Annotated in this window: 16 protein-coding genes and 1 tRNA gene; 5 read left to right on the forward strand and 12 right to left on the reverse strand. The window is 49.9% G+C overall.

Annotation, left to right across the window (positions count from 1 at the left end; all coding sequences use genetic code 11):
* Positions 1–17 precede the first annotated feature (17 nt).
* Genes LK436_RS12205 through LK436_RS12225 form a run of 5 tightly spaced genes read right to left on the reverse strand, consistent with a single transcriptional unit; the run spans position 18 to position 5,564 of the window.
* The gene (locus LK436_RS12205) at positions 18–1,430 is read right to left on the reverse strand and encodes an oxaloacetate decarboxylase subunit alpha (RefSeq protein ID WP_008396024.1); all 1,413 of its coding nucleotides are present in this window, start codon (positions 1,428–1,430) and stop codon (positions 18–20) included.
* A gap of 41 nt (positions 1,431–1,471) precedes the next feature.
* Positions 1,472–2,620 (reverse strand): sodium ion-translocating decarboxylase subunit beta, encoded by a 1,149-nt coding sequence (locus tag LK436_RS12210; RefSeq protein WP_015574005.1) that lies wholly within the window; start codon positions 2,618–2,620, stop codon positions 1,472–1,474.
* Positions 2,621–2,650: 30 nt separating this feature from the next.
* Complete coding sequence (locus LK436_RS12215; protein WP_044930681.1) at positions 2,651–3,094, reverse strand: biotin/lipoyl-containing protein; 444 nt, start codon at positions 3,092–3,094, stop codon at positions 2,651–2,653.
* Between the two features lie 32 nt (positions 3,095–3,126).
* Positions 3,127–4,095 carry an OadG family protein gene (locus LK436_RS12220; protein WP_008396027.1) on the reverse strand — a complete coding sequence of 323 codons (969 nt, stop codon included), beginning with the start codon at positions 4,093–4,095 and terminating at the stop codon, positions 3,127–3,129.
* 17 nt (positions 4,096–4,112) lie between these two features.
* The gene (locus LK436_RS12225) at positions 4,113–5,564 is read right to left on the reverse strand and encodes an acyl-CoA carboxylase subunit beta (RefSeq protein WP_015574002.1); all 1,452 of its coding nucleotides are present in this window, start codon (positions 5,562–5,564) and stop codon (positions 4,113–4,115) included.
* Positions 5,565–5,976: 412 nt separating this feature from the next.
* Between LK436_RS12225 and LK436_RS12230 the strand changes: the two genes are divergently transcribed.
* Genes LK436_RS12230 through LK436_RS12240 form a run of 3 tightly spaced genes read left to right on the forward strand, consistent with a single transcriptional unit; the run spans position 5,977 to position 7,047 of the window.
* Positions 5,977–6,174: a spore coat associated protein CotJA gene (locus tag LK436_RS12230; RefSeq protein WP_015545183.1), complete on the forward strand. Its 198-nt coding sequence runs from the start codon at positions 5,977–5,979 to the stop codon at positions 6,172–6,174.
* A complete protein-coding gene (locus LK436_RS12235) occupies positions 6,149–6,430 on the forward strand; it encodes a spore coat protein CotJB (RefSeq protein ID WP_008396033.1) in 282 nt (93 codons plus the stop codon). The genes LK436_RS12230 and LK436_RS12235 overlap by 26 nt, the downstream gene beginning before the upstream one ends.
* A complete protein-coding gene (locus tag LK436_RS12240; protein ID WP_008396034.1) occupies positions 6,430–7,047 on the forward strand; it encodes a manganese catalase family protein in 618 nt (205 codons plus the stop codon). Before LK436_RS12235 ends, LK436_RS12240 begins: the two co-directional genes overlap by 1 nt.
* Before the next feature lie 267 nt (positions 7,048–7,314).
* On the opposite strand, the gene LK436_RS12245 is transcribed toward LK436_RS12240, so the two are convergent.
* The 6 genes from LK436_RS12245 to LK436_RS12270 all read right to left on the reverse strand — a co-directional run bounded on the left by LK436_RS12245 (position 7,315) and on the right by LK436_RS12270 (position 15,200).
* On the reverse strand, positions 7,315–8,025 hold the full coding sequence (locus tag LK436_RS12245) for a Bax inhibitor-1/YccA family protein (RefSeq protein WP_044930684.1): 711 nt from the start codon (positions 8,023–8,025) through the stop codon (positions 7,315–7,317).
* 192 nt (positions 8,026–8,217) lie between these two features.
* Positions 8,218–9,642 carry an MATE family efflux transporter gene (locus LK436_RS12250; RefSeq protein WP_008396037.1) on the reverse strand — a complete coding sequence of 475 codons (1,425 nt, stop codon included), beginning with the start codon at positions 9,640–9,642 and terminating at the stop codon, positions 8,218–8,220.
* Positions 9,643–9,833: 191 nt separating this feature from the next.
* Positions 9,834–11,105, reverse strand: coding sequence for a peptidoglycan-binding domain-containing protein (locus LK436_RS12255; RefSeq protein WP_008396038.1), 1,272 nt, complete (start codon positions 11,103–11,105; stop codon positions 9,834–9,836).
* A gap of 94 nt (positions 11,106–11,199) precedes the next feature.
* Positions 11,200–12,996 carry an aminopeptidase P family protein gene (locus LK436_RS12260; protein ID WP_044930686.1) on the reverse strand — a complete coding sequence of 599 codons (1,797 nt, stop codon included), beginning with the start codon at positions 12,994–12,996 and terminating at the stop codon, positions 11,200–11,202.
* Between the two features lie 147 nt (positions 12,997–13,143).
* Positions 13,144–14,154, reverse strand: coding sequence for an aspartate--ammonia ligase (gene asnA, locus LK436_RS12265; RefSeq protein ID WP_008396046.1), 1,011 nt, complete (start codon positions 14,152–14,154; stop codon positions 13,144–13,146).
* A 263-nt stretch (positions 14,155–14,417) separates the two neighbouring features.
* Positions 14,418–15,200, reverse strand: a complete 783-nt coding sequence (locus LK436_RS12270; RefSeq protein WP_008396049.1) for a Cof-type HAD-IIB family hydrolase — start codon at positions 15,198–15,200, stop codon at positions 14,418–14,420.
* A gap of 235 nt (positions 15,201–15,435) precedes the next feature.
* Here LK436_RS12270 and LK436_RS12275 point away from each other — a divergent pair.
* Positions 15,436–15,509 (forward strand) — tRNA-Pro (locus LK436_RS12275).
* 212 nt (positions 15,510–15,721) lie between these two features.
* Positions 15,722–16,156 carry a C-GCAxxG-C-C family protein gene (locus LK436_RS12280; protein ID WP_015573997.1) on the forward strand — a complete coding sequence of 145 codons (435 nt, stop codon included), beginning with the start codon at positions 15,722–15,724 and terminating at the stop codon, positions 16,154–16,156.
* A gap of 31 nt (positions 16,157–16,187) precedes the next feature.
* Here LK436_RS12280 and LK436_RS12285 read toward each other — a convergent pair whose 3' ends face one another.
* Positions 16,188–17,117, reverse strand: a complete 930-nt coding sequence (locus tag LK436_RS12285) for a hypothetical protein (RefSeq protein ID WP_227910059.1) — start codon at positions 17,115–17,117, stop codon at positions 16,188–16,190.
* Positions 17,118–17,239: the final 122 nt, after the last annotated feature.

Genomic DNA, 17,239 nt, shown 5'->3' on the forward strand with positions numbered 1-17,239 from the left:
GCTCTCTGTGTTTTTGCTTATACAGGGTAAGCCTTGTTTGCGCGGTCAGCAGCCTTCGGATCAACGCCTGTCTTCTGAGCCTCTCTGTACTCAAAGAATTCCTTTGCCACCTGGGGGAACAGAGCGTATGTCAGCACATCCTCATCCTGTGTCTTCCACTGGGACATCTCAGACTCCAGCTTTTTCAGCTGCGGCTCAATCAGATCTGCCGGCCGGCAGGTAATCGGCTCTGCCTTGCCAATGGCTTTCTTCTGAACCTCCGGGTTAAATGGCTTTACGGTCTGTCCAAATTCTCCCATCAGGAGCTTTTTGGATTCCTTTGTAAACATCTTATATCTCTCTCCCATCAGCACATTCAACACAGCCTGTGTTCCCACAATCTGAGAAGACGGGGTTACAAGCGGCGGCTCTCCGAAATCCTTTCTCACTCTCGGAATTTCCTGCAGCACGTCATAGTATTTGTCCTCTGCATGAGCCTCCTTAAGCTGGGAAACCAGGTTGGACAGCATTCCTCCCGGAACCTGATAGCGCAGCGTGTTGATATCCACACCGAGCACCTTTGTATTCATAAGTCCGCTCTTTAAGGCTTCCTCACGCATTGGGCGGAAGTAATCAGCGATCTCTGCCAGGGCCTCTTTATTGAGTCCTGTATCATATGGAGTATTGCTGAAGGTTTCCACCATCACCTCGGTAGCCGGCTGGCTGGTTCCGAGAGCGAACGGTGAGATAGCTGTGTCAATAATGTCGCATCCTGACTCTACTGCCTTTAAATAAGTCATGGATGCCACACCGGATGTATAGTGAGTGTGCAGATCAATCGGAAGCTTTGTAGACTCCTTGAGTGCTGTTACCAGCTCCTCTGCCGCATAAGGAGTCAGAAGGCCTGCCATATCCTTGATACACAGAGAATCTGCTCCCATATCCTCGATCTCTTTGGCAATGTTCTTCCAGTAATCCAGGGTATAGGCATCTCCCAGCGTATAAGAAAGGGCTACCTGTGCATGTCCCTTCTCCTTATTAGCTGCTTTAACCGCTGTCTTTAAGTTCCTGATATCATTTAAGCAGTCGAAAATACGGATAATGTCAATTCCGTTTGCAATGGACTTCTGCACAAAGTACTCTACCACATCGTCAGCATAGTGGTTGTAGCCCAAAATATTCTGTCCGCGGAAAAGCATCTGGAGCTTCGTGTTTTTAAATCCGGCTCTCAGCTTGCGCAGTCTCTCCCACGGATCTTCTTTCAGGAAACGGAGGGAAGCGTCGAAGGTAGCTCCTCCCCAGCACTCCACTGCATGATACCCCACCTTATCCATCTTGTCGATGATGGGAAGCATCTGCTCTGTTGTCATCCTAGTGGCGATCAGAGACTGGTGGGCGTCACGCAGGACAGTTTCCACAATCTTGACCGGCTTTTTCTCTATCTTAGCCATGAATTTCTTTACCTCCTCAAATCATTTTCACTTTCGCTTCGTTATACTCCGAAGATTGCCATGAAGGTTCCGGCGGCTACGGCAGTTCCGATTACGCCGGCTACGTTCGGGCCCATGGCGTGCATCAGCAGGAAGTTCGTCGGATCAGCCTCAGCTCCAACCTTCTGAGATACGCGGGCCGCCATGGGAACTGCAGATACACCGGCTGAACCGATCAGCGGGTTGACCTTTCCGTGAGTAGCCTTGCACATAATCTTTCCGAACAGGACTCCTGCCGCTGTACCGAAGGCAAATGCTACAAGGCCAAGGATTACGATATAGATCGTTTCCTTGTTTAAGAATGCCTCTGCGCTTGTGGTTGCTCCCACAGAGGTACCCAGAAAAATAACCACGATGTACATCAGGGCGTTGGAAGCTGTTTCTGTAAGCTGCTTTACAACACCGCACTCTCTGAACAGGTTTCCGAGCATCAGCATTCCTACAAGAGGAGCCGTTGTCGGAAGAATTAGGCATACTACCACCGTTACGATGATCGGGAACAGAATCTTTTCCAGCTTGGAAACGTGACGAAGCTGCTCCATCTTTATTTTTCTTTCTTCCTCTGTTGTGAAAAGCTTCATAATCGGAGGCTGGATAATCGGTACAAGAGCCATATAGGAGTATGCCGCAACAGCAATGGGGCCCATCAGTCCTGTCTGCCCCAGCTTTCCTGCCAGGAAGATAGAGGTCGGGCCGTCGGCACCTCCGATAATGGAAATCGCGGCAGCAGCCTTATCGTTAAAGCCCATAAAGATTGCAAGGAAATATGCAGCATAAATACCGAACTGAGCCGCCGCTCCCAGAAGGAAGCTGGACGGGTTTGCTATCAGAGGACCGAAGTCTGTCATAGCACCTACTCCCATGAAAATCAGGGAAGGCAGAATACTCCACTCATCAAGCAGATAGAAGTAATGGAGAAGGCCTCCTACTCCGTTTGACGATTCTTCAATCGACATCATAATATCCGGATAGATATTTACAAGCAGCATACCGAAGGAAATCGGAACTAAAAGAAGCGGTTCAAACCCCTTCTTGATGGCAAGAAAGAGAAAAACAAATGCCACCAGAATCATGATCAGGTTTCCAAAGGTTAAATTAAAGAATGCTGTCTGATGAAGAAGATTATTCAATGTTGATGTTATATATTCCATATTAATCCCTCCAAACGGATTTCGCATTCATTAGTTTAATGTTGCAAGAGTTGCACCCGGCTCTACCATCTCGCCTACTGTTACGTTAATGCTGGCCACTGTTCCGTCCTCCGGAGCCACAATCTCGTTTTCCATCTTCATGGCCTCGAGAATCAGGATTACCTGGCCTCTCTTTACTGCTGCTCCCACAGAAGTCTTAATTCCCAGAATCTTTCCTGGCATTGGAGCTGATACTGTGACAGAACCTGCTGCTGGGGCGGCTGCCGGAGCTGGCGCTGCTGCTGGGGCCGGGGCCGGAGCGGCTGCTGGTGCAGGAGCTGGCGCTGGCGCCGCTGCTGGGGCCGGTGCTGCCGGAGCGGCTGCTGGTGCAGGAGCTGGCGCGGCTGCCTTAGGTGCAGAAGCCTTGCCTGTAAATCCCTCCTCTACTGTTACCTCATAGACATTTCCATTTACTGTGATTGTATAGTTTTTCATCATTTCTTCCTCCTGATTGATACAGTCTGATTCTAAGCTCTCTTCCAGTTAGAGCCTGATTTTCTTCTGATAGAACGGACAACCAGTCCCTCAACAGGAACATTCTGCGCTGCTGAGATAGCTGCCGTAATTACAGCCACAAGTTCCAGATCGTCTGCCAGATTCTCCTGGGACGCTGCCGGTGCTGAAACATCCGGTGCTTTCGCCTGAACCGGAACGGCCACAGCTTTGATCGAAGCGGGAGCTGCTGCCGGGGCCGGGGCTGGGGCTGGAGCTGGGGCTGAAGCCGGAGCCACTGCTGGCGCTGGTGCTGGGGCCGGAACCGGGGCTGGAGCTGGGGCCGCTGTCTTCTCGGCTGCCTTCTCCTTCCTCTTTTTCTCCCAGTCATTGACAATCTTCAAACGGCCGATAATGAAACTGATGAAGATCAGAACGATAAATACCGTTCCCATGCCCATAATCATATTTAAGAACGCTTTTTCCAGCTTTTCTCCAATCGTAAACTCTGGCGTAAATGTCATTTCAGTAACAGTGAGAACACTGCCGCCATACTGGTCTTCCTGCGCCTCGGCTGTCAGGACAAAATTCATATCCCGCTTCTCATAGACGACTGTCATATCGATCTCGTATGTGTCTTCATCTGCAGCCGTTACCTCAAGGGCTTTCTCTCCGCTTGCCTCGTCTGCTCTGATCAGCGGAGCGCCTGTTTCATCTACCTCAAGGCTTCCCAGATCCTCTTTTACAGATTTCCAGGATGACAGCGCTGTAGCAATTACGGTGTTGTCTGTCTTTTCTGCTCTCTTAATCTGCTCGTCCAGCTCCTCGTCACTGTATCCGGCAAAGGTTGAAAGATACTGTCCCGCTCCGTTTACGAGCGTCTCCCGTATCTCATCCGTGAGCTCAGCTGAGCTGGTTTCCTCGCTTTTCGTGCAGCCGGACAGAACAAAGAAGCAGGTTATTGTGCATAATACAAGCAGTAACCGTTTAATATTCTGTTTCATAGATTTGTCACCTCGTCTTAGACTGTGCCATGCTTCTTGGATGGACGTCCCTCTCTTTTTGTGAATAACATCTCAAATGCGGCAATTACGCGCTGTCTTGTCTCCTCCGCCTTGATAATATCGTCCACATAACCTCTCCTTGCTGCAGCCTCAGCGCTGGACTGGAGCTTTTCATACTCGGACGCCTTCTCGGCAATCAGAGCAGCGGCATTGTCAGACGCCTGAATCTCCTCTGCATACATGATCTTGGCTGCTGCTGTTTTGTCCATCATTCCGATCTTTGCAGACGGCCATGCATATACAATATCGGCTCCGATGGATTTGCTGTTCATGGTTACGTAAGCACTTCCATATGCCTCTCCCACTACCACAGTTACCTTCGGAACATCTGCATTGGCAAACGCGTATGTCAGCCTTCCTGCTGCCTTCGCGATTTTCTTTTCCGTGCACTTGCACTGCTTGTAGCCCTTTGCATTTACAAGCGTCAGCACAGGGATTCCAAAGGCATCACAGAAGTTCACAAACTCTGCCGCCTTCTCACATCCGCGGGCGGAGAGAGCTGCATCAAATTCCTCAGTTTTCTCGTTTTCATCATTCAAAATTTCTGTGCGGTTAGCCACACAGCCGACAGTTGTGCCATTTAAGCGGATAAATCCAACTGCCATATCCGGGCCGTAATTTTTCTTCACCTCGAAGAAGAAGTAATTGTCGGAAATCATGGAGAGAGCCTTTCCTGTGTCTCCCCTGAATCCCTCAATATTTTCGCAGAGGCGGTTTAAGTCGTCGCTGCACTCGTCATAGGACATGTCATCCTCATTGTTTGCCGGAAGGATGGATACGAGGGTCCGCATCTTTTCTAAGATCTCCTCCTCTGTTCCAACCATATCCGCCAGACCGCACTCTCTGCTCTGGAAGTCTGCTGAGGCTGTATCGCACTTGGAATCGTCATTGCCGGAAAGAGCATTGGGGGAGTTGACAAACAGTTTTCCCTTCTCCTCCATAAATACAAAGTCAGCAAGAGCAGAAGAGACGGCCATCCCGCCTCCGCAGGTTCCAAATACCGCACAGAGCTGAGGCACCACGCCTGAGGCCATTGTCTGATTAAGATACATCTGCCCGAAGCCGTCCAGAGCATCTGTGCCCTCCTGAAGTCTTAATCCCGAGCAGTCTAATAGTCCAATCACCGGCGCGCCCATCTTCATGGCCATGCGGTAGATATTCGCAATCTTTTTTGCGTGCATCTCACCTACAGAGCCTCCCATCACAGACGCATCCTGGCTGTACACGTACACAAGGCTGCCCTCAATGGTTCCGTAGCCTGTGATTACGCCGTCTGCGCTGGTCTCCTGTGCCGTCATGTTGAAGTCTGTGCTTCTCGCTGTCACATAAGAACCAACTTCAACAAAACTGTTATCATCAAGTAAAGCTTCGATTCTTTTACCTGCTGATGTTTTTGCTGAATTACTCATTTTGCAGTCCTCCATTTTGAAATAGTTTGACATGGAATGCTTTCGTAAAAGATACCTTTTCGTTGCAGTCCCATTTTCGCCTAGTATATATTGTATATGGTTATCCCTCAAATTGCAAGTTTTATTAAACATATCTGACATATTTTTGTTGTTTTGTTACACTTTTCCATATGGAACTCTTTAAAAAGACTACTCGCTTCATATAAACTCCGCAGGCGGCTGCAGACATCCTGTTTCCAGTCTGCTCCCCAACTTACATATTTTATCAATATAACTGCCGGACAGACCGCTCATACTACTAAGGAATCAGATTCCGGTGATTTTGTGCAGCCGGTATTTTAGAATCACAGCCGGCAGCTGCAAAATCCCATTATTTACTATTCAAATATTCAAAGAAAGGAAGGTGGAACAGATGACTGCAGCATCCAGCAATGAAACAGCAGCCTGCCGATGCCATTTGAGCCTTGCCATTGTTTCCGTGCCGTCCCAGCCCTGGGAAAAGCCGATGGAGCTTGAAACAGCTCTCTGCAGGGGAACTGTATTTGAAAGTCTTGACATGCCGTTTTTTGTAGGAGGTGAGAAGCATGACCAGCAGCACATCATCATCTGACCGAACCTCTCTGCTGAGGGAGATCGATAAAATCAGCTTTGCAGTCAATGAGTTTACGCTCTTTTTGGACACCCATCCCGACTGTCAGGAAGCTCTCCTTGCTTTTAACAGCGCAGCCAAAACCCGAAAAGAGCTTATGAAGCAGTACGCCGATGCCTACGGTCCTCTGACCGTCGACTGCATAAGTGCCGAGGGCCCTGCCGATCACTGGAGCTGGCAGGATGGCCCCGCGCCCTGGGAAGGAGGAATCATCTGATGTGGAATTATGAAAAAAGGCTTCAGTTTCCCGTAAAAATTACGAATACCTGTCCCAAAACAGCCCGGCTCATCATCAGCCAGTTTGGCGGGCCGGACGGGGAGCTGGCTGCTTCCATGCGGTATTTGTCCCAGCGCTATTCCATGCCCTGCAAAAAGATCGGCGGTCTTCTCACCGACATCGGCACGGAGGAGCTGGCCCATCTGGAAATGATCTGCGCCATTATCTATCAGCTCACTAAAAACATGACAGTGGATGACGCCAGAACTGCAGGCTTTGACGCTTACTATATCGATCACACAGCAGCAGTCTGGCCTCAGGCTGCAGGAGGAATTCCCTTCAATGCCTGTGAATTTCAGAGCAAGGGAGATGCCATCACAGATTTAACGGAGGATCTGGCGGCTGAACAGAAGGCACGAACCACTTACGACAACCTGCTGCGCATTATTACCGATCCCGACGTGCGCGCTCCCCTTCAGTTTCTGCGCGCAAGGGAGATCGTTCATTTTCAGCGTTTCGGTGAGGCCTTAGAGAATCTCAAGGATTCCCTTGACTCGAAGAACTACTATTATTTTAACCCTGAATTTGACAAGCAATTCAATAAACCCACCCTTTAGCAGAGGTTCCTGGCAGGAATGCGGGCATAAAATCCCACCACGCCGGCGCGAAGCTGCTAAGGAGACCTTTTTCCTCCGTTCGAAGATCAGAGCCTGCCAGCTGTCTTATGCCATGAGGCACTTCGCGGAAGTAAAAACGGCCGCCGGATTCCTTATTCAGAATCCGGCGGCCGAACCGTTTTTCGATGCCGAAGTATCACGTGCATCTGAATGCTCCGAGCAGAAATTTATTTTAACACTCTTTCCGCTGCGGCAGCGTGCCAAACACTAATTCCTGTTCCTCGCAAACAATCTTAACAGATATAAAAACAGGTTGATGAAATCAAGGTAGAGCTGAAGGGCTGAGAATATGGACGCCTTGGCAAGCAGCTCGCTGTTGCTGGAAAAATACTCATAGTTTCTGCGGATCATCCCCACATCGTAAGCGGTGAGAGCCAGGAATATGATAATTCCCAGGTAGCAGATGCCTGTCTCCATAGCAGTCAAATTTAAAAACATGGAGAGCAGATTAAACACAATCAGAAACAGAAGACCTCCTATTAAAAGGGGGCGGATTCTGGACAGATCGATCTTTGCCACATAAGATACCGCAGCCATCAGTCCAAAAAATACCGACGTCGCTCCGAAAATAAAAATCAGCATTCCTGAGCCGATAAGCAGAAAATAGGCGGAAAATACGATCCCGTTTAACGCTGCGTAAAAGAGAAACATGGCTCTGGCCGCTGACACAGAAATCTTGTGAATTCTGGCAGACATACTGATAACCACAAAAAGCTCAATTCCCGTGATCACAAAAATACCATAGGGATTTGAGAATACCAGCATCGTAATCCCTGTTGCATATCCCGTGTATGCCATCGCAAAGGTGACGAGAAGCCCTGCAAACATCCACAGAAATGTTTTAGCCGTGTATGTAGAAAGACTTTCCCCGGCGAAACCTTCAGCCTGGCCGTACTGGTTCATAGAATTGTACTCCATATGCATCCTTCCTTTCTTAAAAAACGCTTCAGATACCCATAGATTAGCACAACAGCCGGAATGTGTCTACTGTTTTCTCACATTTCCGGCTGTTTTTCTGCAGCAGTCCAGCCCCTGCTCTCTGCCGGCAGCTTGAACTGTCCCGTTTTCCGGTATTTTACAGCGTCCCGGAAGAAACTGGGGAGCAGAATTCTATGCTCTCCTGCGGCGTTTTCTCCGCAGTCCAGGCAGCTTTACATTAAATTTTTTCAGTGAACTGAAACAATAAAAATAAATCAGGAACAGGATACTTGTAATGCTCCATGTCAGCGGATAGCTGAAAATTACCGTCATGATATTGGGGCTGATCGGGACTGCAATTAAAATCCAGATCACACGGAGAGCGCATACGCCGAGAGCCGTCATTATCATGGGAATCCAGCAGTCGCCCGTTCCGCGCAGGGAGCCGGAGAGAATCTCAATACAGACATAGGTCACAAAGGTGGGGACCAGGAAATGGAGAATCTGCATTCCCTTTTCAATTACTGCCGCATCTGTCGTAAACATGAGATAAATGTAGCCGCCTCCCAGATAGAGGGAAACGCTCAGTAAAATTGTGATGAGGAAGCTGAGCCCCAGGCAGACATAAATTCCTCTCTTCACCCGATCCATCTTCCCTGCACCGTAATTCTGTCCTACGAATGTGGTGACGGAAATTCCCAGGGCGCTGATAATCATCCAGTAAACACTGTCGATTTTGCTGTAGGCTGTCCAGGCAGCCACGGTATCTGTACCCAGGGAATTCACGCTGCTCTGAATGATGATGTTGGATGCAGAGTACATGACAGACTGAAGGCCGGCAGGAAGACCGATCCGCACAATCCTCATTACCATATAGAGGTTCAGGCGTATCTTTTTGATGACCAGCTTGTATGTATCCTCAGTCTTCAGGAGCCGCCTTGTAATCAGCACCGCGCTGACAAGCTGGGATGCAATCGTGGCTATCGCCGCTCCTCTCACATCCATCTTAAGTCCGACTACCAGCGCCAGGTCGAGAACAATGTTTGTCAGACAGCTGGCCATCAGGTAATAGAGCGGACGTTTGGAATCTCCCACTGCACGCAGGATTCCTGCACCCATATTGTAGATCAGGTTGGGGATAATTCCCAAAAAGTAGATTCTGATATAGGACAGAGAATAACTCATAATGTCCTCTGGTGTCCCCATGGCACGCAGAGCAATCGGTGAACAGAAAATACCGATCAGCATCAGTCCCACACCGCAGGCCAGGGAAAAGGCAATGGCCGTGTGAACCGCCTCGCTGACACGCTTCGCCCTTCCGCCGCCGTAAAACTGCGCGATGATTACTGTAGCTCCTGATGAGAGTCCCACGAAAAAGCCGACCAGAAGGTTGATCAGCGTTCCCGTGCTGCCTCCAACTGCCGCCAGGGCCTCCTTGCCGACAAAGCGTCCCACTATAACAGCGTCCACGGTATTGTAAAGCTGCTGAAAAAATGTACCGAACAGAATGGGGAAGAAGAAAATAAGGAGCTGCTGCCAGATAACCCCCTCTGTTATCCCGTTGCCGCGCCCTGATTTTTTCTCCTCCATCCTCTGACTTTCTGCCGTAGCTCTCATACTCTTCTCCTCTTTCAGTCTCAGGATTTTTCTCTTGTTTTGAATCGTTTCTCAATTTAAGTTTTTAAACTTTTTCTCTCTTTGGATTTCAGGCCTCCTCAGCCCTGCTCTGATTTCCTCCATGGGAAATCTTTATAAAACAGCTTCCGCAACAGTTTCCGGCTCACGTCCATTGGTTTCTCTGCCATCCGTCAGTTCAGCTCAGCAATCCTTGTAACTGCCACATAAATATGTGAAATCTTATACCAGGTAGCAAAATCCACTACTCCCGTCTGCGGGAGTCCGAAAATAGACTGGAAGGTTCTCACGGCCTCCGCTGTAGCCGGGCCATAAATTCCATCGGGCTGTATTCTCGGAATGGCTGTATAGATTGTGGCGATCGCATCGAGCTGCTCCTGCATCTGGCGCACCTTGCTGCCGCGTGAGCCGATGGTAAGATCGGTTCCGGGAAAAGATGCAGGAATTCCCGATATCTGCTCTGCTGTATTGATATACATATCATTTCCGTAGAAGCTTCTCAGAATTTCAATCGGGCTGTAGCCCTGCTCCCCGAGGGCACAGGACCCCCACTGTGTCATCCAGTTAGGGCAGCTTACTCTTACTCCGTCACAGTACTGTGTCAGGATTGGCTGCTTCACATCCGGTCTGGACAGATAGCTGTCAAAAATATCATCTACCACCACAGAGATCGTGTCGAAAATGTCTCTTCCGTAAATCCACTTGTGGTCAAAGGCTGTGGAGGAAGTAATGGTAAAATCGTAGCCCTGATTTCGATACCATTCTGTGTATACACGGTTCAGGGTAAAGGACATTATTGCCAGCACGTTGGCCACGATTGTGGCCTGCGGCCAGGTGGCGTAAATCTCGCTGCAGGCCACATTCTTTATGTAGTCGCGGTAAGGCACGTAATAATCCTTTGCGCTCCTGTCGGTAGGCACTCCGTCGTGAACAACGATAGTCTGTGGGACCACCACCCGGCTCAGGACAATCTCGCCGCTCTCGGTCACTGGCTTAATCTCTGCTTCCGCAATCTTGGGCGGATAGGTCTCATACAGCGTATGCCCCGGAATATTGATATTGGCCATCTGATCGGTATTCACCACAATCGGCCGCATCCGCACCGGCTGTATGGCCGTAATGCCGGGCAGAACCTCCGTGCCCGTAATGTCCACCGCTTCATATCCTGGAGCTGAAATATGAAGATTATAAACGCTGTATGGGCGCACTGTATTCTCGCTTTCAAGGCTCAGAGCAAGAGGAGGAGTATCCAGTTCCACGCTCTCCGTCTGCCCGGAGTTGTCTGTGGCCAGCTCTTCAAGAACTCTGCCGTCCTCCTCCTGAACAGTCACCACCGCATCCTGTATGGGAAAATTGTTCTCCTCATTGACTACATCCACCTGTAAATACCCGCGTCCTCCGGCTGCCGCCTCGCAGGCCCTAACTCCTGTCATATATCCGCGCATCGCAATAACCTCTCTTAAATATTCTTCTCTGGTTACTATATGATATAATCCGGTCCGCGAACATATGACTTCGCCTGATTTTTTGTTTTCTGTCCTACTCTACCGGTCTGGTGGCAGCCTCAAGCCACTTTCTGTCATCCTCCTCAAGATGAGGTGCCATCACCTCGTATACCTGTCTGTGGTAGGTGTTCAAAAGTTCAATATCACGTTTTTCCATCCACTTTGTGTCAATGGCGTCCCGATCAATCGGAACCCAGGTGAGGTTTTCAAACTGCATGAACTGGCCGTACTCGTTTTTCTCTGCCTTTACGCAGAGCATCAGATTCTCCGTCCTGATTCCGAATTTTCCCTCAAAATACAGGCCGGGCTCGTCAGAGGTCACCATTCCCTCCTCAAAAACGGCGTTGTCCTGGCGTTCCGGAACGACCCTCCAGCGCACTCCGTTGGGACGCTCGTGCACATTCAGAAGGTATCCTACTCCGTGGCCCGTTCCGTGGTTGAAATCAAGTCCCTCTCTCCAGAGAAGCTCCCTGGCAGCCAGATCGAAGTTATACCCATGGCAGCCATAGGGGAATTTCACATTCAGAAGCCTCAGCATGCAGGCCGCAACCAGAGTAAAGTACTTCTTTTCTTCCTCCGTCACCGGTCCTAAGGCGATCGTTCTTGTAATGTCTGTGGTTCCCTCATAGTACTGACCGCCGGAATCTACCAGATAAAGCCCCCTTGGCTCCAGCTTTTTATTAGTCTCCGGTGTCGCGGAATAGTGGCAGAGAGCCGCATTTTCCCCGTATGCGGAGATGGTGTTAAAGCTCAGGCCCAGGCAGCCCTCGGTCTCCATTCTCAGGCGATCCAGATGCGCCTCAGCAGACATCTCGTCCATCTCGATCTTGCCCACATTTTCCTTCATCCAGCGCAGGTGGCGAATCATGGCCACAGCGTCCTTGATATGGGCCTTTCTTATATTCTCCATCTCTGTGGGATTCTTTACGGCCTTGGCGGCTGATGTGGGATTCATCTGATTCAGAATCTCATTTGTCCCGTCCAGGCTCTGGCAGATGGAAAAGTTCACATGACTCTTTTCCAGAAGAATTCTCTCGTTCCGGAAAGCCTTCACCAGTACATAGATATCATTGTACGGCATAATTCTGACTCCCAGGCCCTCCAGGTACTCCCGTACTGCCTGGTCCATCGTCTTCTCATTGATAAACAGGAACAGCTTTTCCTCCGTAATGACCATATAGGAGAGTACAACCGGATTGCAGGGAACGTCGTTTCCGCGGATATTGAGGAGCCATACAATGTCGTCCAGAGTTGTCAGGATATGGACTGTGGCCCTCTTTTTCCTCATCTCTTCCCTGAGCTCTGCAATCTTCTGTGCTGCTGTTTTACCGACATATTTCACATCCAGGACCCACACCTTTTCTGCCGGAAGCTCCGGGCGTTCCTTCCACAGAAGGCCGATCAGATCCTCCTCGCTGGAAGCCGTTACGGCTTTCTTTTTCAGGCGGCTGAGCAGTCCCTCTCCCATCTCGTCATTCACTACGCGGCCGTCAAAGCCCAGCACACCGTTTTCCGGCATCTTATCTGACAGGTACTCTTCGATGGTGGGCACGCCCTCCTGTCCCATCCTGAAGAGCTTCACCTCGCTGCCGTCAAGCTGTTTGCCCGCCTGGACAAAATAGCGGCCGTCTGTCCAGAGCCCTGCCTCGCTGCGGGTAATCACGGCTGTTCCTGCTGAGCCTGTGAAACCTGTAATAAACTCTCTGCACTTAAAATGATCCCCCACATACTCAGACTCATGGAAATCTGCTGTGGGTACCAGGTAGGCATCGATTCCGCGCTCCTCCATCAGCCCGCGGAGAGCCTCAATTCTTTCATTCACTGTATTCATCTGCAAAACCTCCTGTTCCTTACTGTAATGATGGGCCGAAGTCCACACTCTGCCTCTGCATTTTCTGTCTTCCTGCCCAGAAAACTGACAGGTTCCCCCTGCTTTTCAGGCGGAAGAACAATTCCCGGTGTAAGTAAACCTTCCGTTTTAGAGCAGAAAAATATTGTGCTTCTCTGCCTCTGCCCGGATTCCATCGGGCCAGACGGAAGACTGCACCTCTCCGATGTGAGCCTTTCTCAGATAAAACATGCAGATTCTGGACTGGCCAATACCGCCTCCTACTGTGCAGGGAAGCTTGCCCTCCAAAAGTTCCTTCTGGAAAGTGAGCTCTGCCCTCTCCTCGCAGCCTGCCTTCTTTAACTGTTCTCTGAGCGTCTTCTCATCCACGCGGATTCCCATGGAGGAGAGCTCCAGCGCGATATCGAGAACAGGATAGTACACGATAATATCACCGTTCAGCTTCCAGTCATCATAGTCCGGGGCCCGGCCGTCATGTCTCTCGCCGGAACGGAGCTTGTCACCTATCTGCTCAATAAACACTGCCTTGTGGAGCTTTGCAATCTTATATTCCCTCTCCTTGGGCGTGCAGTCCGGATACATGTCCTCCAGCTGCTGTGTTGTAACAAATTCGATGTGATCGGGAAGATATCTTCCTATATATTCATATTCATACGCCATGTAGTCCTCTGTCACCTTGAGAGCCTTGTACACAGCCTTTACGATAAGCTCCAGGGTCTCCCTGGTGCGCTCCTCTCTGGCAATGATCTTTTCCCAGTCCCACTGATCCACATAGATCGAGTGGATATTGTCGGTGTCCTCATCGCGTCGGATCGCGCTCATATCTGTGTAGAGTCCCTCACCGACTCCAAACCCGTACTGCTTCAGCGCCATTCTCTTCCATTTGGCAAGGGAATGGACAATCTCAGCCGGTCTGTCGCTTTGTTCCTTGATTCCAAAGGAAACGGGGCGTTCCACACCATTCAGGTTGTCGTTGAGTCCCGACTCAGGCAGCACGAACAGCGGCGCAGACACGCGCGTTAAATTTAGCTGCTTCGCAAGCTCCCTCTGAAAAAAATCCTTGATAATCTTGATAGCCACCTGTGTTTCCCGAAGGCCGATGGCAGGTTCGTAGTTCTCTGGTACTATTAAGTGCTCCATGCTGCATTCCCCTTATGTCTTTTATTTTCCCAGACAGCTCTGCTGTATGGGGGTCAGCGCTCCCGGTGTCCTTCATGATGCCTGCTGATTCTCTTCTGAGCCGCATCCTGACCTCCGTAAGCCGGAAATCTGACCTGTTTGACAATCAATTATATCACTGGTCCTTTGTTTTGGGAATACACTACTTTTCCTAATTTTCTGCTGAAATCTTTCGTCTTTTTTACATCCCTGCAGCCCGTCCTCCGGCACCTGCCATCGGCCTTCTATTCCTCAAAAAGGCCAAGCCTGATGCATGCATTCCAGATTCCGTCCTGCTCAATTGGATCTGTCACCAGATCCGCACACTTCTTCAGCTCCTCTATGGCATTTCCCATGGCTACCCCTGTGCCGGCCTCCTGGATTACCTCCATATCATTCATGCTGTCGCCGAAAGCCACTGTATCCCTGAGATCTGTGTCCTCTCCGAAATATTCTGCCAGGCATCTGAGTCCGTCTGCTTTGGAGTATCCCTTTTCAATCACATCTGCCCCATGCTTTCCTGCAAACAGAGGAAGCCGAAGCTGATGAAATCTGTGTTCGATCTGGGCCGCCTGCTCTTCATTTCCAACAAAGGCCAGAGTCCTCACCTTCATCTCCAGAAGCTTCCAGGGATCACAGAATCTTCTTCCCGTGATTCCCCACAGTCTTCTGTCACTCTCCTCCACTACCTCCGGATGAATATAGTAGTCCTCGTCGCCCACTGTCACTCCCACGGCAAATCCGCAGGCATCGCAGTAGGTGAGAAGCTCCCTCAAAAGCTCTTTGTCAAACTCATGCTCATAGAGGAGCTTTTCGCCCACTGTCACCTTTGTGCCGTTTAAATGTACGATCGCATCCGGCTTTACTATATCCCTGAATTTTGAGCTGTAGTAATTGTCCATGTCCCTGCCTGTGGCCAGCACTATTTTGTGTCTTTCCCTGAGCCGTCTGATCGCCTGCAGGGCGCTGGGTGTTATCTCCCCGGTCTTATGATCTAAAAGTGTCATGTCCAAATCGAAGCTAATCATACTGCGCCTTCCTCCTGAGGTAATTCTTATCTTTTGATACTTTCATTATAGCATAGACAGACTTTCCGGTATATTTTTATTTGCGCTGCATTTTGCCGGCTCTTTCACGGCGCCATCCCTCCTTCCTGAGGCGGAAAGGACAGGAATTGTTTAAATTTACCATGTTTTTCAAAAAAATTAAAATTAGGGCTTCCCTTTTTTTTATTTTGTGGTATAATGAATAAGGATTTCCAATCGGGGTATGGCGTAGCTTGGTAGCGCGCTCGGCTGGGGGCCGAGAGGTCGCAGGTTCAAATCCTGTTGCCCCGATTAATTATGAGGGAAGAGTTTCCAGCGGCTTTTGCCGCGGGAAGCTCTTTTTTTTAACTGTATCCGTTGATTTCCGGCAGCAGCTGCTGTCTGGTACTGTTTTTCTGTACCTGTTCATTTTCCATACTTTCACGGTTTTAACTTTTATAGCCAAGGCACTGTACTGTCTTATTTTAAAAATTATTTTATCAGCGAAAAAGGAGGAACTTGTTATGACTGAAAAAAGAACGGAGGAACTTGTGGAGAGGGCTGTCAGGCTCCACCGGATGGGCTATAACTGCGCCCAGTCCGTTGCCTGCGCTCTCAGCGAAGAGGTGGGAGTTGATGAAAATATCTGTTTCAGGCTGATGGAAGGCTTCGGTCTCGGCATGGGACAGATGCAGGAAACCTGCGGAGCCGTGTCAGGAGCAGTGGCTGCTCTGGGCTTTTCAAACAGCATCGGAACCCAGAGCCCTTCCACAAAGGCTTCCACCTACGGTCTTGTACGGCAGGTGAGGGAACAGTTTCTTCAGAAGAACGGTTCTACAGTCTGCAGTGAACTCAAGGGGCTGACAGGAGGCAGCATGCTGAGAAGCTGTCCCGGCTGCATTGAAGATGCCGTAAGAATCGCCTGCAGCCTGATGAAGGATGCAGACGGCCAGCCGTAAGATTCTCTTTAAAGCAGAAGGTTCTTTCTCATCACACCTTCAGAAACCGGCGAAGCACACACAGAAAGAGTCCCCAAACAGATACCTTTAAGATTGTCTCTGCTTCCGGAAGCATGATGTCAAGAAAGCGCTCCGTTCCTGCAAGCAGTGCCTGTCCTTCCAGAAACAGTTCTGCCCTGGGCGCTGCCCAGGAAATGGCAGCCAGCAAAAGGAAAGCGGTGAACCCTCTTCCCAGATCCGCGCTGACTACTTTATCTCCTGATGCAAAATGGCGTTTGGTCATAATCCAAAGTGCTGAAATGCAGGTAAAGAACAGATAGCCTCCCGACAGCGCCAGATAGCTTGCCATACTGACATTCCTTTCTGTGATCAGCACTCTTATGGAGCCAAGCCCCTCTCTTCCTGTCCAGAGCCCGGGGAGGGCATGGAAGGCAAGCCAGAGCATGAGCAGAGCGCAAAACAGCTGCGAAGCCCTGGAACAGAACTTAGCAAGCCCTCCCGGCAGATGAAGCCTTGGAAGTGAGAGGGAGGGCAGTTTCGCCTTCTTCTTTTTCGCCTTTTCAGACGCCTTCCCGGATTTTTTCAGGCTCTTATAGCTTTCACGCTTCTCCTGCGTGTCCGGTTCTTTTCTCGCCCTGCTCCTTCCTCTTTCCCGTCCGGCACTGCTCTCAGACTGCCGCTCTCTTTTCACCGAACGGCGGTATTCCCAATCCCGGCCGGAATGTCGGCTAAGCTCCCGGGCACTCTCCTCTCTCTGCTCCCTTTCCTTTTCAGTTATTTCAGCCCTCTCCTGTCTGCCGTGGAAGCTGTCATCTGCGAGGGCGCCGTCTCTCCAGCCGCTTTCTCTCTGCTTTGGTTCAGCTCTCCGGATTTCTTCTGTTCTTTCTCCTGAAACCAGGTATATTCTGCACTCGCTGCAGTAATTTCCCTTTATTTTTCTTCCGCACTTTGGACAAATCATACTCTTCTCCCGTATTTTTCTATCCTCTTCGGATTTCACTCGTCTTTTATCTGTCTGAAAATCCATTTGCCATGTTTTTACAGTTTCTGCTTACAGGATTTTCAGTTATACCTTATCACAGA

This window comes from Clostridium sp. M62/1, assembly GCF_020736365.1.
Lineage (GTDB): Bacteria > Bacillota > Clostridia > Lachnospirales > Lachnospiraceae > Otoolea > Otoolea saccharolyticum_A.

Excerpts from the sequence above, each read along its gene's own strand:
- LK436_RS12205 (WP_008396024.1), bottom strand. The coding sequence starts at position 1,430 with ATGGCTAAGATAGAGAAAAAGCCGGTCAAGATTGTGGAAACTGTCCTG.
- LK436_RS12210 (WP_015574005.1), bottom strand. The coding sequence starts at position 2,620 with ATGGAATATATAACATCAACATTGAATAATCTTCTTCATCAGACAGCA.
- LK436_RS12215 (WP_044930681.1), bottom strand. The coding sequence starts at position 3,094 with ATGAAAAACTATACAATCACAGTAAATGGAAATGTCTATGAGGTAACA.
- LK436_RS12220 (WP_008396027.1), bottom strand. The coding sequence starts at position 4,095 with ATGAAACAGAATATTAAACGGTTACTGCTTGTATTATGCACAATAACC.
- LK436_RS12225 (WP_015574002.1), bottom strand. The coding sequence starts at position 5,564 with ATGAGTAATTCAGCAAAAACATCAGCAGGTAAAAGAATCGAAGCTTTA.
- LK436_RS12230 (WP_015545183.1), top strand. The coding sequence starts at position 5,977 with ATGACTGCAGCATCCAGCAATGAAACAGCAGCCTGCCGATGCCATTTG.
- LK436_RS12235 (WP_008396033.1), top strand. The coding sequence starts at position 6,149 with ATGACCAGCAGCACATCATCATCTGACCGAACCTCTCTGCTGAGGGAG.
- LK436_RS12240 (WP_008396034.1), top strand. The coding sequence starts at position 6,430 with ATGTGGAATTATGAAAAAAGGCTTCAGTTTCCCGTAAAAATTACGAAT.
- LK436_RS12245 (WP_044930684.1), bottom strand. The coding sequence starts at position 8,025 with ATGGAGTACAATTCTATGAACCAGTACGGCCAGGCTGAAGGTTTCGCC.
- LK436_RS12250 (WP_008396037.1), bottom strand. The coding sequence starts at position 9,642 with ATGAGAGCTACGGCAGAAAGTCAGAGGATGGAGGAGAAAAAATCAGGG.
- LK436_RS12255 (WP_008396038.1), bottom strand. The coding sequence starts at position 11,105 with ATGCGCGGATATATGACAGGAGTTAGGGCCTGCGAGGCGGCAGCCGGA.
- LK436_RS12260 (WP_044930686.1), bottom strand. The coding sequence starts at position 12,996 with ATGAATACAGTGAATGAAAGAATTGAGGCTCTCCGCGGGCTGATGGAG.
- asnA (WP_008396046.1), bottom strand. The coding sequence starts at position 14,154 with ATGGAGCACTTAATAGTACCAGAGAACTACGAACCTGCCATCGGCCTT.
- LK436_RS12270 (WP_008396049.1), bottom strand. The coding sequence starts at position 15,200 with ATGATTAGCTTCGATTTGGACATGACACTTTTAGATCATAAGACCGGG.
- LK436_RS12280 (WP_015573997.1), top strand. The coding sequence starts at position 15,722 with ATGACTGAAAAAAGAACGGAGGAACTTGTGGAGAGGGCTGTCAGGCTC.
- LK436_RS12285 (WP_227910059.1), bottom strand. The coding sequence starts at position 17,117 with ATGATTTGTCCAAAGTGCGGAAGAAAAATAAAGGGAAATTACTGCAGC.